Below are 22,837 nucleotides of genomic sequence, written 5' to 3'. Positions count from 1 at the left end.
AGCGCCCCGGGGGTGCCGCCTAGAATCGTCGAGTGAGCACCGGTCAGTCCTTCTACATCACGACGCCGATCTACTACCCGAGCGATCTGCCGCACATCGGCCACGGGTACACGACGGTCGCCGTCGACGCGCTCGCGCGCTGGCACCGCCAGGCGGGAGACGACACCTGGATGCTCACCGGCACCGACGAGCACGGGCAGAAGATGCTCCGCGCCGCGACGGCCAACGGGGTGACTCCCCAGGAGTGGGTCGACAAGCTCGTCGAGGAGTCGTGGTTCCCGCTGCTGAAGACCCTCGACGTCGCCAACGACGACTTCATCCGCACGACGCAGCCGCGCCACGAGGAGCGCGTCAAGAAATTCGTGCAGGCCCTCTACGACAGCGGCTACATCTATGCGGGCGAGTACGAGGCGCTGTACTGCGTCGGCTGCGAGGAGTTCAAGCCCGAGGCCGAGATCGTCGACGGCACGGGTCCCTTCGAGGGCCTCAAGGTGTGCGCCATCCACTCGAAGCCGTTGGAGCTGCTGCAGGAGAAGAACTACTTCTTCAAGCTCAGCGAGTTCCAGGACCGGCTGCTCGAGCTGTACCGGAGCCAGCCCGACTTCGTGCGTCCCGATTCCGCCCGCAACGAGGTCGTCTCGTTCGTGCGATCGGGGCTGAAGGACCTCTCCATCTCGCGGTCCGCGTTCGACTGGGGCATCCGGGTGCCGTGGGACGAGTCGCACGTCATCTACGTATGGGTCGACGCGCTCCTGAACTACGCGACGGCCGTCGGCTACGGCGACGACCCGACGGAGTTCGAGCGGCGGTGGCCGGCCTACCACGTGGTCGGCAAGGACATCCTCCGCTTCCACGCCGTCATCTGGCCCGCCATGCTGATGGCCGCCGGTCTCGAGGTGCCGAAGGGGATCTTCGCCCACGGCTGGCTTCTCGTCGGCGGCGAGAAGATGTCGAAGTCGAAGCTCACCGGCATCGCGCCGACCGAGATCACCGACGTCTTCGGTTCCGATGCCTACCGGTTCTACTTCCTCTCCGCGATCGCGTTCGGACAGGACGGCTCGTTCTCGTGGGAGGACCTGTCGGCGCGCTACCAGGCCGAGCTCGCCAACGGTTTCGGCAACCTCGCCTCGCGCACGATCGCGATGATCGGGCGCTACTTCGACGGTGTCGTGCCCACTCCGGGTGAGCCGACCGAGCTGGACCTCCGGGTGCAGCGGACGCTGGCGGATGCCGCGACCGCCGCCGATGCCGCGATGACCGCGTTCCGCCCCGACGAGGCGATCTCGGCCATCTGGACGATCGTCGACGAGCTCAACGGCTACATCACCGAGAACGAGCCCTGGGCGCTCGCGAAGGACGACGCGAACCGGGAGCGGCTCTCGACGGTGCTCTACACGGCCGCCGAGGGACTGCGCGCGCTCGCCGTGCTGCTCTCGCCGGTCATGCCGCAGTCGACGGCGACCCTCTGGGGCGCGCTCGGCGCTCCGGGCGAGCTGACGGCGCAGCCGCTGCGCGAGGCGGGCACGTGGGGGCAGCTGCCGGCGGGTACCCGCGTCGGCACGCTCGCGCCGCTGTTCCCGCGCGTCGAGCAGAGCGCATGACGGACGACCCGAGCACCTACGTCCGCCAGCGCGAGCAGTCCGCGCGCGACGTCCGATGGCCGGATGCGCCGGAGCCCCTCCCGGTCGCCGTCTACGACAACCACGCGCACCTCGAGATCGAGGACGGCGACGAGCCGCGCGGCCTGGACGAGCAGCTCGCCCGCGCCGCGGAGGTCGGCGTCGTGGGCGTCGTGCAGGCGGGGGGCGACATCGAGTCCTCGCGCTGGTCGGCGTGGGCCGCGGCATCCCACCCCGCGGTCCTGGCCGCCGTCGCGATCCACCCGAACGAGGCGCCGGCGTACGCGGCCGCCGGGCGACTGGACGAGGCGATCGCCGTCATCGACGAGCTCGCCGCGCAGCCGCGCGTGCGGGCGGTCGGCGAGACGGGGCTCGACTTCTTCCGGACCGACGAGGACGGGATCCCCGCCCAGGTCGCGAGCTTCGAGGCGCACATCGACATCGCGAAGCGGCACGGGATCGCGATGCAGATCCACGATCGCGACGCGCACGAGGCCGTCCTCGAGACCCTCGAGCGGGTCGGCGCGCCGGAGCGCACCGTCTTCCACTGCTTCTCGGGCGATGCCGACATGGCGCGGCACTGCGCCGACCGCGGCTACTGGCTGAGCTTCGCCGGGAACGTCACGTTCAAGAACGCGCAGAACCTGCGGGACGCCCTCGCCGTGACCCCGCGCGAGCGGATCCTCGTCGAGACGGATGCGCCCTTCCTCACCCCGACACCGCACCGCGGCCGCCCCAACGCCCCGTACCTCGTGCCGGTGACGGTGCGGTTCCTGGCCGCCGAGCTCGGTATGCCCCTCGAGGAACTGTGCGCACAGCTCGCGCAGAACACGCTCGAGGTCTACGGCGCCTTCACGGACTGAGGCAGCGAGACGGCCATCGGCGGGCGCGTCGTCGACCCCGGCACGAGTTCCCACGGCAGATCGACCACCCGGGGGCCGTCGTCGAGCAGAGCGCCGGGGAGCGTGTCGAACATCGCCTGGGCCGCGAGGTCGGGACGGATGCAGACGTGCGTCACGCCGAGGCGGCGGTTGACGGCGCAGTCGGTGGAGCAGAGCGCGACGAGTTGGACGTCGCGGGGGATGACGAGGCGCATCTCCTCCAGCTGCAGGTAGACGTCGGGCCCATCTTCGGCTCCGGCGAAGATCGCGTCCGCACCGTCGGCGAGGACGTCGGTGATGAGGCGCGGCAGCGTGCGCCGCGAGGCGTCGACGGCGCGCACCAGCGGCTCGCGGCCGCGGACCGAACTCCAGATCTCGTACGCGGCGCGTCCGATCTCGTCGCGGGGAGCGCCGCCGTCCTCGGTGAGGAAGGCGATGCGGCGGGCGCCGGCGCGTTCGAGTTCGTCGAGTCCCGCCCGGACGGCCGCGTCGTACCCCGTGCGGATGCTGAGTCCGCGCGATCCGTCGACGAACTGGTCGTCCGCGACGATGGGGATGCCGCGGGCGATGGCCGCGAGCAGGAGTTCCCGGTTGCCGCGCGCATCGGGCACGTAGAGCGCGTCGAGGGTCGTGCCGGCGATGAGGTCGGGGGTCGAGTCGGGGAGGACGGTCACGGTGAACCCGTGGGCCGCGGAGGCCCGGACGAGCGAGGTCAGCTTGCGCGCGCGCTGAAGTTCGCTGCGCCGGTCGTCGTCGGGGTCGTCGCCCATGACGAACCCGACCGTCATCGTCCGGCCGCTGCGCAGCGCCGCGGCGTGGCGGTTCGGGACGTAACCGAGTTCGGCGGCGATGGCCTTGATGCGTTCCCGTGTCTCGGGGCGCATGCTGCCGCGATCGTTGAGCGCCTGGCTGATGGCCGCCGTCGACACGCCTGCGGCGCGCGCGATGTCCTTCAGCGTGACGCTCGCGCTCACGGCTGCTCGCCCTCGTCCGGTGAGGCGCCCTCGCGCGGCCCGGGCAGCACGGTGCGGACCGCCTCGGCCCACTCGGGACCGGCGCCCGAGGAGGCGAGGGTGTGGCCGCGGGCGATGAGCTGGTGCAGCAGCACGCCCGAGAAGTGGCGGAGCGCCGTCTCGACCTCGGCCGAGTCGCCGCGCCGTCGTGCGCGGGTGAGTTCCTCGTCCAGCACGCCGTGCACGAACCGGCGGAGGTCGACGACCGAGGGGGACACCTCGTGCACGCGCCGGGCGGCTGCGTGCCGCTTAGCGGCGGCCTGGACGATCTCGCGCGCCTGGCCGACGGTCTCGGCCTCGTCGACGGGGGCGTGCAGTCGGATGGTCTCGAGGTCGAGGAGTTCGACGCCGGGCAGCAGCGCCACCTCGGGGTCGACGTTGCGGGGCAGGCCCAGGTCGATGATCACCTGCGCGCGGGTGCTCCCGGCGCGGGCGGTCGCGTGCGAGAAGGCGTCGAGGGCGAAGGTGTCGGTCGTCGCCGTGCAGGTGACGACGATGTCGGCGGCTGCGGCCTCGGCGGCGTAATCGTCGACGCCGACGTGGACGAGGTGCTCGCGGTTGGCGAACTTCTGGCGCCCCGACCGCGAGTGCACGCGGATGTCGGTGGCCCCGACCGCTCGCAGGGCGGCGAGGGCCGCCGCGGCGTAGCGTCCCGTGCCCACGAGGAGGACGCGGGCGGTCGCCCAGTCGACGCGGGGGCTCACGAGGTCGACGGCGAGACGGACGAGCGAACGCCCGGACTCACCGAGCCGCGTCGTGTTCTTGACGGCGCGGGAGGTCTCGGTGGCGCGCTGGAAGAGGTGCTCGAGCGGCGCGGTGGTCAGGCCGCGGCCGCGCGCGGCCTCGAGGGCGCGTCGCACCTGCCCGGCGATCTCGTCCTCGCCGACGGCGACGGAGTCGAGTCCCGACGCGACCGTGAAGAGGTGGTGGGCGACCTGGTTGCCGTGGGCGAAGTCGACGTTCTCGCGGAGGGACCGGTAGTCCATGTCGGCGGCGCCGGCGATCGCCTCCATCGCGGCATCCATCGCGGGGACGGGGGAGGCGAGGTCGGGTTCCTCGGCGAGGTCGAAGTACGCCTCGAACCGGTTGCAGGTCGCCAGCACGACCGCCCCACGGACCGACTCGTGGACCGCGGACAGGCGCTCGGCGAGGTCGTCTCCGACCGTCGAGAGCCGCTCGAGGGAATCGAACGGCGTGGAGCGCTGATGCGCGGTCAGGCAGACGAGCACGGTGCGGACAACCCCCTTGGATCACGATTAGTATATCGATTAACCGATTCGAGGAGTCCATCATTCCCGGCCTCAGCCACCCCCTCATCGCCGCGCGCACCCGCGAGTCCCGTCTCGTCCGGGCGCTGCTGGGCGATCGTCCGCAGACGACCCCCGTCTGGTTCATGCGGCAGGCGGGGCGATCCCTCCCCGAGTACCGCGCGCTCCGGTCGCAGGGATCGATGATCGACGCATGCCTCGACCCGGCGCTCGCGAGCGAGATCACGATGCAGCCGGTGCGCCGTCACGGCGTCGACGCGGCGATCTTCTTCAGCGACATCATCGTGCCGCTCGCCCTCATCGGCGTCGACGTCGAGATCGTCGCCGGCCGCGGTCCGGTCTTCTCCCAGCCGCTGCGGACGCCGGCCGACATCGCGCGCGCCGTCGCGATCGACCCCGCCCTCGTCACCGAGCGCGGGGAGGTCATCGCGGATGCCGTGGGCCGCACGACCGCGATGCTCGCCGAGCTTTCCGAGGAGCGCGGCGAGCCGCTGCCGCTCATCGGGTTCGCCGGCGCGCCGTTCACCCTCGCGGCCTACCTCGTCGAGGGCGGTCCGTCGAAGGACCACCTCGCCGCCCGACGCCTCATCCACGAGGACCCGGCCGCGTGGCAGGACCTGACGATGTGGCTCGCCGAGGTCACGGGCCGCTTCCTCGCCCTCCAGATCGAGGCGGGGGCGAGCGCAGGGCAGCTGTTCGACTCGTGGGCGGGCGGGCTGAACCCCGACGACTACCGCGCGTCGGTGCTCCCGGCATCCGTCGCCGCGCTCTCGCACGCCCGAGCGCTGCCACTGCCCGAGGGAGTCGACAGGCTGCCGCTCGTGCACTTCGGGGTCGGTACGGGCGAGATCCTCGCCGACATGGCGACCCCCGACATCGATGCGCTCGGCGTCGACTACCGGGTCCCGCTCGACGAGGCGCGTCGCCGCATCGGCCGCGACCTGACGATCCAGGGCAATCTCGACCCCGCACTGCTGTTCGCGCCCGAGCCGGTGCGGACGGCGGGTGTGCACCGCGTGCTCGAGGCCGGTCTCGCCGCGCGCGCACACGTGTTCAACCTCGGGCACGGCGTGCCGATGGAGGCCGACCCCGACGCCATCTCGGCGGTGGTCCGGACGGTCCACGACTGGCGGGCGCCGTGACCGGAGCCCTCCGCCGTCACGACGTCGTCATCGTCGGCGGCGGTGTCGCCGCGCTGACCACGGCGTGGGAGCTCGCCCGCGCCGGCCGCGACGTCGTCGTGCTCGAGGCCGGCGACGCCGTCGGCGGGATGCTGCGCCGCGGCGTCGTCGCGGGAGTCGAGCTCGACCTCGGCGCGGAGTCCTTCGCGACCCGCACGACCGGCGTCGCCGACCTCGCTGCCGACGCGCGGCTGGCCGTGCAGTTCGCCCCGCCCCGGCCCGCCGGGGCGCACGTCGCGTTCCGCCGGGGGATGGGGCGCGTCGGACGCGCACCGCTGCCCCGCCGAGCGGTGATCGGGATGCCGGCGGACCCCACGGCGGCCGACGTGACCCGCGTCCTCGGTCGCGCCGGTGCCCGTCGTGCGGCGCAGGAGCGCGACCTCCCGCTCGACCCGCGGATGTTCGAGGAGCCCGAGCCGACGCTGGCCGAGCTCGCGACGGCCCGGTTCGGACCGGCCGTCACCGCCCGGCTGGTCGAACCCCTCTGCGCGAGCGTCTACTCGCAGAGCGCGGGAGCGGTCACCCTCTCGGCGCTGAACCCGGCCCTCTGGCAGCGATTCCGCGAGCTCGGGTCGCTGACCGCCGCCGTCGACACCCTCGCGCCGCAGGCCCGTGCGGGCTCCGCTGTGCGCGGCGTCGAAGGGGGCCTCTGGCGCCTCGCCGCCGAGCTCGAGATCGCGGCCCTCCGCGCGGGCGCCGTCATCCGCACCGGTGCGCCCGTCCACGGGATCCGGCCGACGTCGGCGGGCGCCGAGGTCGTCCTCGACGGCGAGACGCTGACGGCGGGCGAGGTGGTCCTCGCGACCGGCCCCGTGTCCGCCGCGGGCCTGCTCGGCGTCACGGCGCCCGAGGCCGCTCCCGTCCGCCTGGTCGTCGCCGCCGTCGCGGCGGCTGCGCTCGATCGTCACCCGGTCGGGTCCGGTGTCATCGCCGCGCCCGACGTGCCCTCGGCCGCGAAGGCCCTCACCCACGTCGACGCGAAGTGGGAGTGGGCCGCGGCCGCCGTACCCGCGGGCGTCCACGTCGTCCGGCTGTCCGCTCGGGATGCCGGCGCCGGCGGGCTCGACACCCCCGCCGAGGTCGCGGCGGCTGTCCGCACCCTCACGGGCGTCGCTGTCAACCCCGCTGACGTGCGGGAGGTCGTGCCGGTCTCCTGGTCGGATGCGGTCGTGACGCCGGAAATGCAGGCCGCCGTCCGCACCGCCGCTGCTTCGCGCGGCATCCGTCTGATCGGGGCGGTCGCCGCCGGTACCGGCCTCGCCTCGGTCATCCCTCACGCTCGCGCCCTCGCGGCGGAACTGCTGTCCCACCCCACCCCCTCCGAAGGAGTACGTCATGTCCGCTGACGATGTGTCAGCCCCCGGCCTCGGCTACACGCTCTTCGCGATCCTCGCCGGCCCCCGTCCGCGCGCCGCCGCCTCCACGGCGGACATCGACACGCTGCGAGCGGTCGTCGACGCGCTGCCCGCCGCCGAGGTGACCCTCCGCGGGTTCTACGACGTCACCGGGATGCGCGCCGAGGCCGACCTCATGGTCTGGCTGCACGGCGAGGACCCGGCCGCCCTCCAGAAAGCCCTCCGCGAACTCCGCCGCACCCCCGTGCTCGCGGCCTTCACGAACGTGTGGAGCGCGATGGGCGTGCACCGCGAGGCCGAGTTCAACAAGCGGCACGTCCCCGGCTACCTGCGCGGCGAGCACCCCCGCGGCTGGCTCTGCGTGTACCCGTTCGTCCGCAGCTACGAGTGGTACTTGCTGCCCGAGGACGAGCGCTCGCGCATGCTCGTCGAGCACGGCCGCAAGGGCGCCGCCTTCCGCGACGTCGTGGCGAACACCGTGTCGACGTTCGGCCTGAGCGACTACGAATGGCTGCTGCCGCTCGAGAGCGACGACCCGATCAGCCTCGTCGACATGATGCGCGAGCTGCGGGCGACCGACGCACGGCGTCACGTGCGCGAGGAGGTGCCGTTCTACACCGGGCGGCGCGTGGAGATCGACGAACTGGCGGAGGTGCTCTCATGAGCGCGCAGAACATCGGGTCCCCGGGCGCGGAGTTCCGTCCCAAGCCGCCCCGCGCATCGGGAGTGGTCGTCGCCGACGGCTGCGTCATCCCGAACGCGACCGAGGGCACGTGCGCCGGTGAGCCCCACGCCACCGTCCCCGTCGCCTACGACGGCATCCTCCTCCTCGGTTTCGGCGGTCCCGAAGGCCAGGACGACGTGATCCCGTTCCTGCGGAACGTCACGGCGGGCCGCGGCATCCCCGACGAACGCCTCGAGGAGGTCGCGCACCACTACCGCCACTTCGGCGGGGTGTCGCCCATCAACGAGCACAACCGCGAACTGAAGGCCGCTCTCGACGCCGAGCTCTCCGCACGGGGATTCGACCTGCCGGTCTACTGGGGCAACCGCAACTGGATGCCGTACGTCACCGACGCGATCGACGCGGCCGTCGCGGACGGGCGGCGGAAGCTCCTGGCGATCGCGACGAGCGCGTACAGCTCGTACTCGTCCTGCCGGCAGTATCGCGAGGACCTCGCGGACGCCGTCGAGGCCACCGGACACCAGACCGACATCCAGATCGACAAGGTGCGCCAGTTCTTCGATCATCCCGGGTTCGTCGCGCCCTTCGTCGACGGCATCCGTGCGGGCATCGCCGAACTCGCCGAGCGCGGGATCACCGACCTCGAGAACGAGGTGGAGATCCTGTTCTCGACGCACTCCATCCCCACCTCCGACGCCGACCGCTCCGGCCCGCCCGAGCGCGGCTTCGGCCCCGGCGGCGCGTACGTCGCGCAGCACCTCGCGGTCGGCGAGGAGATCGTCTCGCGGCTCGGGTTCCCGGGCGCGTGGCAGCTCGTCTTCCAGAGCCGGTCCGGCCCGCCGCAGGTGCCGTGGCTCGAGCCCGACATCAACGACGCGATGCAGGAGCTGCCGGGCCGTGGCCGCAAGGCCGTTCTCATCGTCCCGCTCGGGTTCGTGAGCGACCACATGGAGGTCATGTGGGACCTCGACACCGAGGCGATGGAGACGGCGGCAGAGCTCGGACTCGTCGCGGTCCGCACCGCGACCCCCAGCACCCACCCCGACTACGTCGCGGGTCTCGTCGACCTCGTCGAGGAGCGCCTGAAGGGCACCCCCGCCGCGGAGCGCCCCGCCGTCACCGACCTCGGTCCCTGGTACGACGTGTGCCGTCCGGGATGCTGCGAGAACAAGCGACTCGGCTTCCAGCCCGCGCTGTCGGGTGTGGCGCCGTGAGCGCCCCCCTGCGCCTCGGCACCCGCGCGAGCCTGCTGGCGACGACCCAGTCGCAGCAGGTGGCGGATGCGGTGGCCGCGGCATCCGGGCGGGACGTCGAACTCGTGCCCATCACCAGTGAGGGCGACGTCCTCACCGGGCCGCTCGCCCAGATGGGCGGCACCGGCGTGTTCGCGACGGCGCTGCGGGACGCGCTCCTGCGGGACGAGTGCGACTTCCTCGTGCACTCGATGAAGGACCTGCCGACCGCGCCGTACCCCGGCATCGTCGTGGGCGCCGTCCCCGTGCGGGCATCCCAGCGCGACATCCTCCACTCTCGCGACGGCCTCGCCCTCGATGAGCTCCCGGCCGGCGCGCGCGTCGGCACCGGTTCGCCGCGTCGTGTCGCCCAGGTGCGGGCGCGCCGACCCGACCTCGTGGTCGAGGGCATCCGCGGCAACGTCGACAGCCGGCTCCGCAAAGTCGCCGACGGGCAGTACGACGCGATCGTCCTCGCCGAGGCGGGGCTCCGTCGCATCGGCCGCGACAGCGCCATCACCGAGGTGCTCGACTGGCCGACCTCGGCCGCCCAGGGGGCGCTCGCCGTCGAGATCCGCGACGGCGACACCGTCGTGGCGGACGCCGTCGGCCGCATCGAGCACGCCGACACCGCCCTGGCCGCCCACCTCGAGCGCGCCGTTCTGCGCCGCCTCGAGGCGGGGTGCGCCGCCCCCGTCGCGATCGACGCGGAGCATCACGGCGACGTCGTGACGCTCGTCGCGCACGTCTACGCCGAGGACGGTTCGCGGTCGGTCGCCGCCTCGCGCCGCCTCGATCCGCACGTCGACGTCGACGAGGCCGCGGCGGACGTCGTCGCCGAGCTCCTCGAGGGCGGTGCCGCCGACCTCGCCGACCTCGCGGGGACCTCCCGATGACCTCGGGAGGACTCCGCGGTACCCGCGTCCTCGTCCCCCGGGGCGGGGCCTGGGGTGACCGCGTCGCGGCCGACCTGCACGCCCGTGGCGCGGACGCCGTCGTCGCACCGCTCATCTCCTCCGCCGCCCCGCGCGACACCGCCGCACGCGACCGCGCCTTCGCCGCCCTGTCGGCGGGGGCGTACGCCTGGCTGTTCGTCACCAGCGCCGCGAGCGTCGAGCAGCTGCGGCAGCACGGGGTGAGGATCCCCGACACCACCCGGATCGCCACCGTCGGCAGGGCCACCGCGCGCGCCGTGACCGAGGCCGGGTGGGAGGTCGACTTCGTCCCCGCCGGGGCGTCCTCGGCCGCGGCCCTCGCCGCCCAGTGGTGCGCCGACCGGGATCCCGCCGCGACCGGGCGTTCGCTCGTCGTGCGCAGCGACCTCGCCCAGGCCGTCGTCAGCGACGAGCTCGAGGTGCGCGGCTTCGCCGTCGACGTCTGCATCGCCTACCGGACCGTCGGCGTCGACCTCGAACCGGAGGTCGCGGACGCGCTCCGCTCCGGCGGCATCGACGTCGTCCTGCTCACCTCGCTGAGCGTCGGCAGGGAGCTGCGCCGTCAGGTCGGGCGGCTCCCGGCATCCACCCTCGTCGCCTCGATCGGACCGGGGACGTCGCGCGACGCGGCCGTCCTCGGATTCACGGTCGGGCACACCGCACAGACCCAGAGCATCGACGCGCTGATCGCCGAGCTCGACGCCCACCTCCCCGTCAAGGAGTCGTCATGACCTCGTTCCCCACCCGTCGCCTGCGCCGTCTGCGCGGCACGCCGGCGCTGCGCCGCATCGCCGCCCAGCACCACCTCGTGCCCTCGCAGCTCGTGCTGCCGGTCTTCGTCAAGGAGGGCATCACCGAGGCGCAGCCGATCGCGAGCATGCCGGGGGTGTCGCAGCATCCGCTCGACGCGATCGCCGACGTCGTCGACGAGGCGGCGGCCGCAGGCCTCGGCGGCATCATGCTCTTCGGCGTCCCCGCCGTCCGCGACGCGGTCGGCAGCGGCGCCACCGATCCGGACGGGATCCTCAACCGCGCGATCGCGGTCGCCGCGCGCGCGGCCGCCGGACGCCTCACGGTGCAGGCCGACCTCTGCCTCGACGAGTTCACCGATCACGGGCACTGCGGGTTGCTGGCCGCCGACGGCTCGGTCGACAACGACGCGACCCTCGAGGTCTACGCCGAGATGGGTGTCGCGCAGGCGCGCGCCGGCGCCGACGTGCTGGGACTGTCGGGGATGATGGACGGCCAGGTGGCCGCGGTCCGCGCGGGATTGGATGCCGCGGGCTTCGCGCACGTCGCGATCCTCGCCTACGCGGCGAAGTACGCCTCGGCGTTCTACGGTCCCTTCCGCGACGCCGTCGAGTCGACCCTCCAGGGCGACCGCCGGACCTACCAGATGGACCCCGCGAACGCGCGCGAAGGTGTCGAGGAGGCGCTCGTCGACATCGCCGAGGGTGCCGACGTCGTCATGGTCAAGCCCGCCATGCCGTACCTCGACGTGCTCGCCCGGGTCTCGGACCGCTCGAACGTGCCGGTCTGGGCGTACCAGGTGTCGGGGGAGTACGCGATGATCGAGCACGCGTCCGCTGCGGGCCTCATCGACCGCGAGCGCGCCATCGGCGAGAGCCTCGTCGGCATCCGCCGTGCCGGCGCCGACGTCATCCTCACTTATTGGGCCGTCGAGGTCGCGCACTGGCTGCGCGCCGGGAAGGAACTCGCATGAGCCGCAATCAGGAGCTGTTCGACCGCGCCCGCGGAGTGATCCCCGGCGGTGTCGACTCACCGGTCCGCGCCTACGGGTCGGTCGGCGGGACCCCCCGGTTCATGGTGTCGGCGCAGGGCGCCTACGTGACGGATGCCGACGGTCGCGACTACGTCGACCTCGTCGCCAGCTGGGGGCCCGCCCTGCTGGGTCACTCGCACCCTGCCGTGATCGACGCGGTGGTGCAGGCCGCCCAGCGCGGGCTCTCGTTCGGAGCGCCGACGGCGGCCGAGACCGAGCTCGCCGAGGAGATCCGCTCGCGCGTCCCCGCCGCCGAGAAGATCCGGCTCGTCTCGACCGGCACCGAGGCGACGATGACGGCGATCCGTCTCGCCCGCGCCGCCACTGGGCGCGACCTGCTCATCAAGTTCGCCGGGCACTACCACGGGCACTCCGACGGCCTGCTCGCGCAGGCCGGCTCGGGCCTCGCGACCCTCGCCCTGCCAGGGTCCGCGGGCGTGCCTGCGCCCATCGCCGCGCAGACCCTCGTCATCGGCTACAACGACCGCGCCGCCGTCGAAGAGGTGTTCCGCGCGCACGAGGGCCGGATCGCCGCGATCATCACCGAGGCCGCCGGCGCCAACATGGGCGTCGTCCCTCCCGCGCCGGGCTTCACGGCGTTCCTCTCCGAGATCGCGCATCGGAACGGCGCGCTCCTCATCAGTGATGAGGTGCTCACCGGGTTCCGCTCGTCGCGCTCGGGGTACGCGGGCGTGCTGGAGGCGGCGGGGGAGCACGTCGTGCCCGACCTCATCGCCTTCGGCAAGGTCATCGGCGGCGGCCTCCCCGTCGCCGCGGTCGCCGGTCGCGCCGAGATCATGGACCTCCTCGCGCCCACCGGTCCCGTCTACCAGGCGGGCACGCTGTCGGGGAACCCGGTCGCCGTCGCCGCGGGCCTCGCGACCCTCACGCACGCCGACGACGCGGTGTACGGCACGCTCGACGCCGTCGCGCACACGGTCGCGGACGCGGCATCCGCTGCTCTGACGGATGCCGGGGTGCCCCACGTCGTGCAGTGGGCGGGGACCCTCTTCAGCATCTTCTTCGGCGAGTCCGTCGTGAACGGCGTGCCCGACTACGCGACGGCGACGTCGCAGGATGCCGACGCCTACGGTCGCTTCTTCCACGCGATGCTCGAGGGCGGCGTGTCGCTGCCGCCGTCGGCGTTCGAGGCGTGGTTCGTCACGGCCGCGCACGACGACGCCGCGATCAGCCGGATCGTCGAGGCGCTGCCGGCCGCCGCGAAGGCCGCGGCCGGCTGAGGGGCGGGACGGGGCGCCGGTAGGCTGGAACCCATGCCCGTCGCCCTCCTCGGAGCCGCCGAGATCCGCGCCCTTGCCGCCGACCTCGACGTCACCCCGACCAAGAAGCTCGGGCAGAACTTCGTCGTCGATGCGAACACGGTGCGCAAGATCGTCACTGCCGCGCGGGTCACCCCCGCCGACCGCGTCGTCGAGGTGGGGCCGGGCCTCGGGTCGCTGACCCTCGCGATCCTCGAGACCGGCGCGCCGGTGACCGCCGTCGAGATCGACCACCGCCTCGCCGAACGCCTGCCCGCCACCGCGGCGGCGCACGGCGTGCCCGACGGTGCGCTCACCGTCGTCGCCGAGGACGCCCTGCGCGTGAGCGAGCTCCCCGGCGACCCCGACGTCCTGGTCGCGAACCTGCCGTACAACGTGAGCGTTCCCGTGCTCCTGCACTTCATGGAGCACTTCCCGACCATCCAGCGCGGCGTCGTCATGGTGCAGGCCGAGGTCGGCGAACGCCTCGCGGCGCCCTCCGGCTCGAAGGTCTACGGCGCTCCGAGCGTCAAGGCCGCCTGGTACGGCACCTGGCGTCTCGCCGGCACCGTCTCGCGTCAGGTGTTCTGGCCCGTCCCCAACGTCGACAGCGTCCTCGTCGGATTCGAGCGCGACACCGATGCCCGCGGCACCGAGGAGGAGCGACTCCGCACCTTCGCCATCGTCGACGCCGCGTTCCAGCAGCGTCGCAAGATGCTCCGCCAGGCCCTCTCCGGCGTCCTCGGCGGTTCCTCCGCGGCGGCCAGCGACGTGCTCGCGCGCGCCGGTGTGGCACCCACCGCGCGCGGCGAGGAACTCACGATCGAGGACTTCGTCCGCATCGCCCGCGCCTGAGCCGGCGGCATCCGGTCGCGAGGTCTTCGCGCGTCGTTCACCGCGCGTTCCCGAAACATGCCGGTAACATTTCGGAGCAAGGCGGGGGTACCCGAGCCTCCGCACCGACGGAAGAAGTGACCATGCGCCGCGCCGAGCATCCGGCCGCCGAACGGATCCTGCTCCACCTCAGTGACACGCACCTGCGCGGTCCCGGCCCCCGCCTGTTCGACAGCGTCGACGGCGAGGCCTCGCTCACCGCCGCCCTCCGGGCCATCGAGTCCAGCGGCATCGCCCCCGACGCCGTCGTCTTCACCGGCGACCTCGTCGACCTCGGCGAAGTCGCCGCGTACGACGCGATCCGCGCGCTCGTCGAGCCCTTCGCCGAGCGTCTGGGCGCCCGCCTGCTCTGGGTCATGGGCAACCACGACGACCGGGGCGCGTTCCGTTCCCGGCTGCTCGACGACACCCCCGCCGACCCGACGGCGCCCTACGACCGCGTCGACGAGCTCGACGGCCTCCGCATCGTGACGCTCGACACGAGCGTGCCCGGCCACCACCACGGCGAGCTCTCCGCCGCCCAGCTGCGCTGGCTGCGGAACGCCCTCGCCACCCCGGCGCCGCTCGGCACCGTGCTGGCGATGCACCACCCGCCCGTCCCGAGCGTGCTGCCGCTCGCGGCGAGCGTCGAACTGCGCGACCAGCGCCGCCTCGCCGAGGTCGTGCGCGGCACGGACGTGCGCGCGATCATCGCCGGCCACCTGCACTACTCGACGTTCGCGACCTTCGCCGGCATCCCCGTCTCGGTCGCCTCGTCGACGTGCTACGCGCAGGACCTCACGGTCCCGGTCGGCGGCACGCGGCCGCAGGACGGCGCCCAGGCGTACAACATGGTGCACGTCTACGACGACACGGTCGTCCACTCGGTGGTCCCGATCGACGTCTCCGCGCCGCTCGAGTACATCGACCCGGACGAGGCTCAGCGTCGTCTGCGGGCAGCCGGTGTCAGCGGGTCGGTCACGCGTGCAGCTCGACCGGGCGTGCCGGCGCTGCACTGACGGCCGGGTCCTCCCACGGCGCACGGATCGGGAAGAGGCGCTCGAGCAGTCCCGTCACGGCCCGCACCCGGACGGGCTCGGGCACCTCGTGGTCGCCGCCGTCGTTGAGGCAGAACATGTCGACGTCGCCGCGCTCGGCGAGCTTCTCCATGCGCCGCAGCGACGCCGCCTGCGTGGTCTGGAAGTACCGCACCCGCGGTGCCGTCGAGGCGATCGCCCGGCCGGTGAACTGCGCGTAGTAGTGGTACAGGCAGTTGGTCACCGAGACGTCGGTCGCGGAACGGAAGCGGGATGCCGCCGTCCGCCGGATCTCCTCGGGGAACTCCCGCTCGAGCTCGAACATCACAGAGCGGCGAAGGGGCGCGGCGCAGTGCTCGAGGTCGCGGACGATCGTGCGGCCGAAGCGCTCCTGCAGCAGTTCGCGGTTCAGGCGCAGCGCGTTGTCGTGCCCGCTGCGGGCGACGCGGCGCGGGCCCGTGCCGATGCGGACGTCGCACTCGACGAACGACGAGACGCCGGCGGGGGAGAAGAAGAGCTCCGGCGAGAGCGGCCGCCCGAAGAACATGTCGTCGTTGGAGTAGAGGAAGTGCTCCGACAGGCCCTCGATGCGATGCAGCTGCGCCTCGACGGCGTGTGAGTTGTGCGTCGGGAGCACGGCGGGGTCCTCGAAGAACTCCTCGCTGCGGACGATCGTCACCTTGGGGTGGTCGAGCAGCCACGCCGGGGCGGGGGAGTCGGTCGCGATGAAGATGCGACGCACCCACGGCGCGTACATGTGGACGCTCCGCAGTGCGTAGCGCAGCTCGTCGACGTGGCGGTAGCGGGCGGGACCGTCGTCGCCGTCGCCGACGACGTACTCCGAGAGCTGCGCGGCGCGCTGACGCTGGAACTCCGACGACGACCCGTCGACCCAGGAGAACACCATGTCGATCTCATGCGTGACGTCGCCCGGGTGCGGGTCGAACATCCCGTCCAGGGTCTGCCACGTGCGCCCGTAGCGCTCCACCGTGGCCGGTTCGACGTCCTCGGCGGCGAACACGCGACGCGTGAGGTCGTTCGCGTGGGGCGCTTCGACGAGCTCCTCGCCGAAGCGCCAGAACTCGACGCGCACGCCGTAGCCGGCGCCGTAGCGCAGCTCGCCGGCGACGCGCGGCCGGAACACCCGCACCGAGGCGGGACCCGAGGCGGGTAGGCGCAGCTCGCCGAACGGCACCGGCGTGCCGCCCTTCGCCTTCGCGTAGAGCGGCTCGATGACGGCACGGTCCGAGAGCGCCGCGAGGGTGCGAGCCCGGTGGGCGAGGTCGACGACGAGGCCCGGCACGGAGCCCGAGTGACGGATGAGGAGGTGCGGGATGCCGGCACCCGCCAGCGTGTCGGCGATCAGCAGCAGGTCGGCGATGCGGGCCTGCTCTGGGGTGGTGTCGTCATGGCGCAGGTGCAGCATGCCTCCGATGAGGACGATGTCCTCGCGCTCGAGGAGAGCGGTCCAGGAACCACCCTCGGTCGGCAGTGCAGTCAGTCGCGCCATATGTTCTCCCTTTGTGTGCGTCACCGATCGGGCAAGACTAGGTCTCCGTCGTTTCACCGACGTTTCGGGTGCCCATCGTCGATAGCCTGGGGGGATGACCGACTACGCGGACCGCTTCCCTCCGTCGCGCAACGGCGACACCCACCGCCCCTATCAGGCGGCATCCTCCCGCTACGATGCGGGGGCGTTCCGCCAGGTCGGCTCGAGCGGGCTGTATCTGCCGGCGATCTCGCTGGGACTCTGGTGGAACTTCGGGGACAACATCCCCTTCGACAACCAGCGTACTCTGCTTCGCCACGCCTTCGATCGGGGCGTCACGCACTTCGACCTGGCGAACAACTACGGCCCGCCGTTCGGGTCCGCCGAGACGAATTTCGGGCGCATGATGCGCGAGGACTTCGCGCCCTACCGTGACGAGATCCTCATCTCGTCGAAGGCCGGATACGACATGTGGCCGGGCCCCTACGGCAACAACGGCTCGCGGAAGTACCTCATCGCGAGCGCCGAGCAGTCGCTGAAGCGGATGAGCGTCGACTACGTCGACATCTTCTACTCGCACCGCGCCGACCCGGTGACTCCCCTCGAGGAGACGATCGGTGCCCTCGACACCCTCGTCCGGCAGGGCAAGGCGCTTTACGTCGGGATCTCGTCGTACAGCGCCGAGCGCACCGAGGAGGCGGTGGCCGTCGCGAAGGACCTCGGGACGCCGCTGGTCATCCACCAGCCCTCGTACTCGATCCTGAACCGTTGGGTCGAGGACGGTCTGACCGACTCGCTGCGCGCCGCCGGTATGGGCGCGATCGCGTTCACGCCGCTCGCGCAGGGCCTGCTGACCGACAAGTACCTCGGCGACGGCACGGCCGACCGGGCGCAGAGCCGATTCTCGCTGCCCGACGGGCAGCTCAACCAGAAGGCGCTCGACACCCTGCGCGGGCTCAACGACATCGCTCAGCAGCGCGGCCAGACGCTCGCGCAGATGGCGATCCAGTGGATCCTCCGCGACGAAGTCGTGACGTCGGCGCTCATCGGAGCCTCGCGGCCCGAGCAGCTGGATCAGAACCTCGCCGCGACCGAGGGCGCCCCGTTCGACGACGACGAGCTCGCTCGTATCGACGCGCTCTCGGGTGCGATCGACGTCGACCTGTGGGCCGACTCGGCGAACGCGTGAGCCTGAGCATCGACCCGGCCCGGCGCGTGCACGTGCGCGCGCCGGGCAAGCTCAACCTCTTCTTCGACGTGGGAGCCGTCGGCGACGACGGCTACCACGAGGTCGCATCGGTCTACCAGGCGGTGTCGCTGTTCGAGGACCTCTGGGCCTCGCATGACGACGGCTTCCACCTCACCGTGACCGGCGACGTCGACGTGTCGGGCGTCCCGCTCGACGAGCGCAACCTCGCGCTCCGCGCGGCGCGCGCCGTGACCGAGGCGGTCGGCTGGGAGGGCGGCATCCGTCTGCAGATCCACAAGGGCGTCCCGGTGGCGGGCGGCATGGGCGGAGGGTCGGCGGATGCCGCCGCCGCCCTCGTCGCCGTCAACGAGCTGATCGACGCCAGCCTGTCGACCGCCGAGCTCCACGCGCTCGGCGCGCGACTCGGCGCGGACGTGCCTTTCGCGCTGCTGGGCGGCACCGCCGTCGGCACCGGGCGCGGCGACGAGCTCGCCCCGGCGCTCGGCCGCGGCCGCTTCGCGTGGGTGCTCGTCACCGACGGCGACGGGCTCTCGACCCCCGAGGTCTACGGCACCCTCGACCGGCTGCGCGAGACGGCCGACATCCGCCCGGGGCGCCTCATGCCGGAGGTCGATCCCGCGGTGCTGCGCGCCCTGCGGTCGGGGGATGCCGCGGCCCTGGCGGCCGTCATCCGCAACGACCTGCAGCTCGCCGCCGTGCACCTGCGCCCGGCACTGGCCGAGGTGCTCGACGCGGGCCTGGCCGCCGGGGCCCTCGGCGGACTGGTCTCGGGTTCGGGCCCGACGGTCGCGTTCCTCGCGTCCGACGACGCGCACGCGGACGGGATCGCGGCCCGTCTGGCCGAGCAGGGGCACACCTCCCACGCGGTCACGGGACCGGTCGCCGGCACGCGGATCCTCTGACGCGCGTCGGCGGCTCCCCGTAGCCTGGGACGCATGACCTCCCTCGGCGACGCCTTCCACTCCGCTCCGCTCGACGAGACCCTTCGCGCGGCGATCGAGGCCGACGGCCTCCGCATCGACCGCGTCGGCGACGACGACCGTGCCGCGTCGGACAGGTGGACGGATGCCGTGGCCCGCGGCTTCCTCGACGGCGAACGCAACGACCTGCAGCGCGGCGAGGCGTTCTCGCGCAGCCGCTACCGTCGCAAGATCGGTGTGTACGACCCCGCCGCCGTCCAGCCCGACGAGCCGGTCACGACGTTCGCGTCGTGGATCGCCGAGCTCACCCTGCCAGGCGGTGCCGCCATCCCGATGTGCGCGATCAGCGCCGTCACCGTCGCGCCCACGCACCGCCGCCGGCGTCTGCTCTCGCGGGTCATGGCGGGGGAGCTGCGCACCGCCGTGGCGCAGGGCGCGCCGATCGCGGGCCTGACGGTGAGCGAGTCGGGCATCTACGGCCGGTTCGGGTTCGCTCCCGCCGCGGCGGCGACCTCGTGGGAGATCCGGACGCGCCGCGCCGGGTGGATCGGTCCCGCCGCACCGGGCCGGCTCGACTACGTCACGCGCGAGCAGGCGAGGGATGCCGCCGCCGCGCTGCACGAGCGCACGCGGTTCTCCTCGCCCGGCGAGATCGCGATGCCGGGCGGGCACTGGGACCGCACATACGGCACGCGGCCCGACGCCGAGAAGGCGGAGCGACTCCGCGCCGTGCAGTACCGCTCGCCGGAGGGCGAGGTCGAGGGTGTCGCGCTGTACTCGGTCAGCGAGAACGACGACGACTGGTCCGCCTCGAATGCCACGGTGCACCAGCTCCTGGCGGTGACCGATGCCGCCTACGCCGGGCTCTGGCGCTTCCTCCTCTCGCTCGATCTCATCGGCACCGTCCGGGCGAGCGAGCTCTCGCTCGACGAGCCGCTCTGGTGGATGATCGCCGACCAGCGCGCCGCCCGCATCACGATCGCGGACCACCACTACCTGCGCATCCTCGACGTCCCGACGGTGCTCGCGGCCCGCGGGTACGACGTCGACGACGTGGTGGCGCTCGAGGTCACCGATCCGCTCGGAATCGCCGACGGCACGTTCGTCCTGTCGGCGGGGGCGGAGCCGGGCGTCGACGTGGTCGACGAGGCGCCCCTCGGCATCCCGCGGGCGACGCTGGGGGTCGCAGAGCTGTCGGCGATCCTGCTCGGCGGCGTCTCGCCCGTGACGCTCGCGCGCGCGGGACGCATCGAGACGGACGATCCGCACCGCCTCGCCCGCGTGTTCGCCTCGACCACCACGCCGCGACTGAGCTTCTGGTACTGAGCAAGCACCCACCGCGCGCCGCGTAGCCTGGAGGCGATGGCACATCTTCTCGGGGCCGAGGCCCTGCACCTGGAGTACCCGACCAAGGTCGTCTTCGACGGCGTCTCGCTCGGTGTCGATGAGGGCGACCGCATCGGCATCGTCGGCCGCAACGGCGACGGCAAATCGAGTCTCATGGCGATGCTGGCGGGGCGGCGCGAGCCGGACTCCGGCCGCGTGACGGTGCGCGGCGGGGTGACGATCGGTGTGCTCGAGCAGACCGACGTGCTGCCCGACGACCTCACCGTGGGTCGCGCGGTGGTCGGCGACGGACCCGAGCACGAGTGGGCCGGCGACCCGCGCGTGCGCGACGTCATCGCGGGTCTCCTCTCGGACCTCGACTGGGATGCCGCCATCGGCACGCTCTCGGGCGGTCAGCGCCGTCGTGTCGCCCTCGCGCGGTTGCTCACCGGTGACTGGGACGTCCTGGCGCTCGACGAACCAACCAACCACCTCGACGTCGAGGGCATCGCCTGGCTCGCCGAGCACCTGAAGCGACGGTGGTCGGCGGCCTCGGGGGCGCTCATGGTCGTCACCCACGACCGGTGGTTCCTCGACGAGGTCTGCACGAAGACGTGGGAGGTGCACGACCGCATCGTCGAGCCCTTCGACGGCGGCTACGCGGCCTACATCCTGCAGCGCGTCGAGCGCGACCGGCAGGCCGCCTCGATCGAGGCGCGCCGGCAGAACCTCGCCCGCAAGGAGCTCGCCTGGCTGCGCCGGGGTGCCCCCGCGCGCACGAGCAAACCGAAGTTCCGCATCGACGCCGCCAACGAGCTCATCGCCGACGTCCCCGAGATCCGCGATCGTGTCTCGCTGCAATCGCTGGCCGTCGCACGGCTCGGCAAGGACGTCGTGGACCTGCTCGACGCGGGGGTCAGCTACGACGGCCGCGAGATCCTGCGCGACGTCGAGTGGCGCATCGCGCCGGGGGAGCGCACCGGCATCCTGGGTGTCAACGGCGCCGGCAAGTCGACCCTCCTGGGGCTCGTCTCCGGTGCCGTCCAGCCGACCGCCGGACGCGTCACGCACGGCAAGACGGTCAAGGTCGCCACCCTCACGCAGCGGATGGACGAGCTCGACCCGCATCTCGACGAGCCCGTCCGCGTCGTCGTCTCGCGCCTGCGGACGACGTACACGTTCGGGGCCGGGTCGAAGGCGCAGGAGCTCACGCCGGGTCAGCTGCTCGAGCGCATGGGCTTCTCGTCGGCTCAGCTCTCCACGCCGGTCAGAGATCTCTCCGGCGGGCAGAAGCGCCGACTCCAGCTGCTGCTGATCCTGCTCGACCAGCCGAACGTCCTCATCCTCGACGAGCCGACGAACGACCTCGACACCGACATGCTCGCCGCCATCGAAGACCTCCTCGACTCGTGGGCCGGCACCCTCATCGTCGTCTCGCACGACCGCTACTTCATGGAGCGCGTCACCGATCAGCAGTACGCCGTCATGGGCGGCACACTCCGGCACCTGCCCGGCGGCATCGAGGAGTACCTGCGCATCCGGGCCGCTCAGCCGCAGGCGACAGGGGCGGCGCCCACCGCGGAACGACAGGCGGATGCCGCGGCGCCACCGGCATCCGCTCTCAGCGGCGCCGAGCGACGCGCGGCCGAGAAGGAGGCCACGAGCCTCGAGCGCCGCATCGCGAAGCTGAGCGACCAGATCGCGGCGGCGCGCACGGCGCTGGCCGATCACGACCAGGCCGACTACATCGGGCTCGGCGAGAAGATGCAGCGCATCACCGCCATGGAGGCCGAGGTCGCCGAGGCCGAGGAGCGCTGGTTCGAGCTGAGCGAGCAGCTCGGCTGATCAGGCGGGCGGCGCCTCGCGCAGGCGAAGCCCGGTCGTGAACTCGCGCGGACGGCCCGACAGCGGGTCGACGAAGCGCAGTTCGCGTGCCAGCAGCTGCAGCGGGCGGTCGGGGTCGTCGGGCGCCTCGTCGAGCAGGTCGGGGTAGAACCGGTCGCCGAGGATGCCGAGACCGATCCCGGCGAGGTGCGAGCGGAGCTGATGCATGCGCCCGGTCCGGGGGTGCAGGCGCAAGTGCGCCCGGTCGACCGTGACCCGGATCGCCTCGACGCGCGTCTCGGCGTTCGGCTCACGGTCCTCGTGGACGATCGCCCGCAGGCTCCCGCGGGAGCTCGTGAGGTGCGACCGGATGACGAGGGGGAGCTCCGGCATCCCGCCGGCGGGGACGGCGGTGACGGCCTCGTAAACCTTGTCGACGGCCCGGTCGGCGAACAGAGTCTGATAGGCGCCGCGGGTCGCGGGGCGCACGGAGAACATGACGAGACCGGCGGTGGCACGGTCGAGGCGGTGGATCGGCGTCAGATCCGGGTTGTCGAACCGCTGTCGCAGTCGGACGAGCGCCGAATTGCGCAGGAAGCCGCCGCCGGGCGTCGTCGGGAGGAAGTGCGGCTTGTCCACGACGAGCAGATCGTCGTCGAGGTGGCGCACCGTCACCTCGTACGGGATGTCGGGCTCGTCGGGCGGCTCCCGGTAGTACCAGATGAAGTCCTCCGCACCGAGCGGGGTCTCCCGCGTGAGCCGCGTGCCGTCGAAGGCGACCACCTCGCCCCGGTCGAAGCGGCTGAGGAGGATCTCCGAGTCGATGTGCGCGAACCGGGCCGTCACGTAGTCCGCGATGGTCGCCCAGGGCCCGGTCCGCGGCACGCGCAGACGCGTGGGACCGACCCCGTCACGGACAGGAAGGGGTGCGCGCATCGCCATCGCGG

General features: G+C 72.7%; 20 protein-coding genes. 16 read left to right on the top strand and 4 right to left on the bottom strand.

The genetic code is table 11. The features are described from left to right. Positions 1–32 precede the first annotated feature (32 nt). A complete protein-coding gene (gene metG / locus Q9S36_RS04140) occupies positions 33–1,601 on the top strand; it encodes a methionine--tRNA ligase (RefSeq protein ID WP_311284037.1) in 1,569 nt (522 codons plus the stop codon). Further along, positions 1,598–2,482, top strand: coding sequence for a TatD family hydrolase (locus Q9S36_RS04135; protein WP_311284036.1), 885 nt, complete (start codon positions 1,598–1,600; stop codon positions 2,480–2,482). The genes metG and Q9S36_RS04135 overlap by 4 nt, the downstream gene beginning before the upstream one ends. Here Q9S36_RS04135 and Q9S36_RS04130 read toward each other — a convergent pair. Both Q9S36_RS04130 and Q9S36_RS04125 read right to left on the bottom strand, forming a co-directional pair. Beyond that, the gene (locus Q9S36_RS04130; protein WP_311284035.1) at positions 2,461–3,474 is read right to left on the bottom strand and encodes a LacI family DNA-binding transcriptional regulator; all 1,014 of its coding nucleotides are present in this window, start codon (positions 3,472–3,474) and stop codon (positions 2,461–2,463) included. The genes Q9S36_RS04135 and Q9S36_RS04130 overlap by 22 nt on opposite strands. Then, on the bottom strand, positions 3,471–4,742 hold the full coding sequence (locus Q9S36_RS04125) for a glutamyl-tRNA reductase (RefSeq protein ID WP_311284034.1): 1,272 nt from the start codon (positions 4,740–4,742) through the stop codon (positions 3,471–3,473). The genes Q9S36_RS04130 and Q9S36_RS04125 overlap by 4 nt, the downstream gene beginning before the upstream one ends. A gap of 59 nt (positions 4,743–4,801) precedes the next feature. On the opposite strand from Q9S36_RS04125, the gene hemE reads away from it, so the two are divergent. The 10 genes from hemE (at position 4,802) to Q9S36_RS04075 (ending at position 15,103) form a co-directional block, all read left to right on the top strand. Next, complete coding sequence (gene hemE / locus Q9S36_RS04120) at positions 4,802–5,923, top strand: uroporphyrinogen decarboxylase (protein ID WP_396653724.1); 1,122 nt, start codon at positions 4,802–4,804, stop codon at positions 5,921–5,923. Then, positions 5,920–7,308, top strand: a complete 1,389-nt coding sequence (locus Q9S36_RS04115; protein WP_311284033.1) for an FAD-dependent oxidoreductase — start codon at positions 5,920–5,922, stop codon at positions 7,306–7,308. Before hemE ends, Q9S36_RS04115 begins: the two co-directional genes overlap by 4 nt. Then, positions 7,298–7,981, top strand: a complete 684-nt coding sequence (gene hemQ, locus Q9S36_RS04110) for a hydrogen peroxide-dependent heme synthase (RefSeq protein ID WP_253034044.1) — start codon at positions 7,298–7,300, stop codon at positions 7,979–7,981. The genes Q9S36_RS04115 and hemQ overlap by 11 nt, the downstream gene beginning before the upstream one ends. Then, positions 7,978–9,216 carry a ferrochelatase gene (locus tag Q9S36_RS04105; RefSeq protein ID WP_311284032.1) on the top strand — a complete coding sequence of 413 codons (1,239 nt, stop codon included), beginning with the start codon at positions 7,978–7,980 and terminating at the stop codon, positions 9,214–9,216. Before hemQ ends, Q9S36_RS04105 begins: the two co-directional genes overlap by 4 nt. Then, positions 9,213–10,130 (top strand): hydroxymethylbilane synthase, encoded by a 918-nt coding sequence (hemC, locus tag Q9S36_RS04100; RefSeq protein WP_311284031.1) that lies wholly within the window; start codon positions 9,213–9,215, stop codon positions 10,128–10,130. Before Q9S36_RS04105 ends, hemC begins: the two co-directional genes overlap by 4 nt. Next, positions 10,127–10,900 (top strand): uroporphyrinogen-III synthase, encoded by a 774-nt coding sequence (locus Q9S36_RS04095; protein WP_311284030.1) that lies wholly within the window; start codon positions 10,127–10,129, stop codon positions 10,898–10,900. Before hemC ends, Q9S36_RS04095 begins: the two co-directional genes overlap by 4 nt. Continuing rightward, positions 10,897–11,892, top strand: a complete 996-nt coding sequence (gene hemB, locus Q9S36_RS04090; RefSeq protein WP_311284029.1) for a porphobilinogen synthase — start codon at positions 10,897–10,899, stop codon at positions 11,890–11,892. The genes Q9S36_RS04095 and hemB overlap by 4 nt, the downstream gene beginning before the upstream one ends. Further along, a complete protein-coding gene (gene hemL, locus Q9S36_RS04085) occupies positions 11,889–13,193 on the top strand; it encodes a glutamate-1-semialdehyde 2,1-aminomutase (protein WP_311284028.1) in 1,305 nt (434 codons plus the stop codon). Before hemB ends, hemL begins: the two co-directional genes overlap by 4 nt. 33 nt (positions 13,194–13,226) lie before the next feature. Then, complete coding sequence (rsmA, locus tag Q9S36_RS04080; RefSeq protein WP_311284027.1) at positions 13,227–14,066, top strand: 16S rRNA (adenine(1518)-N(6)/adenine(1519)-N(6))-dimethyltransferase RsmA; 840 nt, start codon at positions 13,227–13,229, stop codon at positions 14,064–14,066. A gap of 122 nt (positions 14,067–14,188) precedes the next feature. Beyond that, positions 14,189–15,103, top strand: coding sequence for a phosphodiesterase (locus tag Q9S36_RS04075; RefSeq protein ID WP_311284025.1), 915 nt, complete (start codon positions 14,189–14,191; stop codon positions 15,101–15,103). Here Q9S36_RS04075 and Q9S36_RS04070 read toward each other — a convergent pair. Then, on the bottom strand, positions 15,063–16,631 hold the full coding sequence (locus tag Q9S36_RS04070; RefSeq protein ID WP_311284024.1) for a stealth conserved region 3 domain-containing protein: 1,569 nt from the start codon (positions 16,629–16,631) through the stop codon (positions 15,063–15,065). The genes Q9S36_RS04075 and Q9S36_RS04070 overlap by 41 nt on opposite strands. Positions 16,632–16,725: 94 nt before the next feature. On the opposite strand from Q9S36_RS04070, the gene mgrA reads away from it, so the two are divergent. The 4 genes from mgrA to Q9S36_RS04050 are packed head-to-tail and all read left to right on the top strand — an operon-like array spanning position 16,726 to position 21,911. After that, entirely contained in the window at positions 16,726–17,799 is a 1,074-nt protein-coding gene (gene mgrA, locus Q9S36_RS04065; protein WP_311284023.1) for an L-glyceraldehyde 3-phosphate reductase, read from the top strand. Continuing rightward, on the top strand, positions 17,796–18,722 hold the full coding sequence (locus Q9S36_RS04060; protein ID WP_311284022.1) for a 4-(cytidine 5'-diphospho)-2-C-methyl-D-erythritol kinase: 927 nt from the start codon (positions 17,796–17,798) through the stop codon (positions 18,720–18,722). Before mgrA ends, Q9S36_RS04060 begins: the two co-directional genes overlap by 4 nt. Positions 18,723–18,755: 33 nt before the next feature. Continuing rightward, on the top strand, positions 18,756–20,066 hold the full coding sequence (locus Q9S36_RS04055; protein ID WP_311284021.1) for a GNAT family N-acetyltransferase: 1,311 nt from the start codon (positions 18,756–18,758) through the stop codon (positions 20,064–20,066). 36 nt (positions 20,067–20,102) lie between these two features. Beyond that, positions 20,103–21,911, top strand: coding sequence for an ABC-F family ATP-binding cassette domain-containing protein (locus Q9S36_RS04050; RefSeq protein WP_311284020.1), 1,809 nt, complete (start codon positions 20,103–20,105; stop codon positions 21,909–21,911). Here Q9S36_RS04050 and Q9S36_RS04045 read toward each other — a convergent pair whose 3' ends face one another. After that, entirely contained in the window at positions 21,912–22,826 is a 915-nt protein-coding gene (locus Q9S36_RS04045) for a pseudouridine synthase (RefSeq protein WP_311284450.1), read from the bottom strand. Between the last annotated feature and the right edge of the window lie 11 nt (positions 22,827–22,837).

It is taken from the genome of Microbacterium sp. ARD31 (assembly GCF_031844425.1).
The sequence above is the reverse complement of the archived record's forward strand: the minus strand, read 5'-3'. Positions and strand labels throughout refer to the sequence as shown.

What these genes read in the sequence shown, in the direction of transcription:
- mgrA (WP_311284023.1), top strand. Translation starts at nt 16,726, where the DNA reads ATGACCGACTACGCGGACCGCTTCCCTCCGTCGCGCAACGGCGACACC.
- Q9S36_RS04095 (WP_311284030.1), top strand. Translation starts at nt 10,127, where the DNA reads ATGACCTCGGGAGGACTCCGCGGTACCCGCGTCCTCGTCCCCCGGGGC.
- Q9S36_RS04050 (WP_311284020.1), top strand. Translation starts at nt 20,103, where the DNA reads ATGGCACATCTTCTCGGGGCCGAGGCCCTGCACCTGGAGTACCCGACC.
- Q9S36_RS04135 (WP_311284036.1), top strand. Translation starts at nt 1,598, where the DNA reads ATGACGGACGACCCGAGCACCTACGTCCGCCAGCGCGAGCAGTCCGCG.
- Q9S36_RS04055 (WP_311284021.1), top strand. Translation starts at nt 18,756, where the DNA reads ATGACCTCCCTCGGCGACGCCTTCCACTCCGCTCCGCTCGACGAGACC.
- Q9S36_RS04070 (WP_311284024.1), bottom strand. Translation starts at nt 16,631, where the DNA reads ATGGCGCGACTGACTGCACTGCCGACCGAGGGTGGTTCCTGGACCGCT.
- rsmA (WP_311284027.1), top strand. Translation starts at nt 13,227, where the DNA reads ATGCCCGTCGCCCTCCTCGGAGCCGCCGAGATCCGCGCCCTTGCCGCC.
- hemL (WP_311284028.1), top strand. Translation starts at nt 11,889, where the DNA reads ATGAGCCGCAATCAGGAGCTGTTCGACCGCGCCCGCGGAGTGATCCCC.
- hemQ (WP_253034044.1), top strand. Translation starts at nt 7,298, where the DNA reads ATGTCCGCTGACGATGTGTCAGCCCCCGGCCTCGGCTACACGCTCTTC.
- Q9S36_RS04045 (WP_311284450.1), bottom strand. Translation starts at nt 22,826, where the DNA reads ATGCGCGCACCCCTTCCTGTCCGTGACGGGGTCGGTCCCACGCGTCTG.
- Q9S36_RS04105 (WP_311284032.1), top strand. Translation starts at nt 7,978, where the DNA reads ATGAGCGCGCAGAACATCGGGTCCCCGGGCGCGGAGTTCCGTCCCAAG.
- Q9S36_RS04075 (WP_311284025.1), top strand. Translation starts at nt 14,189, where the DNA reads ATGCGCCGCGCCGAGCATCCGGCCGCCGAACGGATCCTGCTCCACCTC.
- hemB (WP_311284029.1), top strand. Translation starts at nt 10,897, where the DNA reads ATGACCTCGTTCCCCACCCGTCGCCTGCGCCGTCTGCGCGGCACGCCG.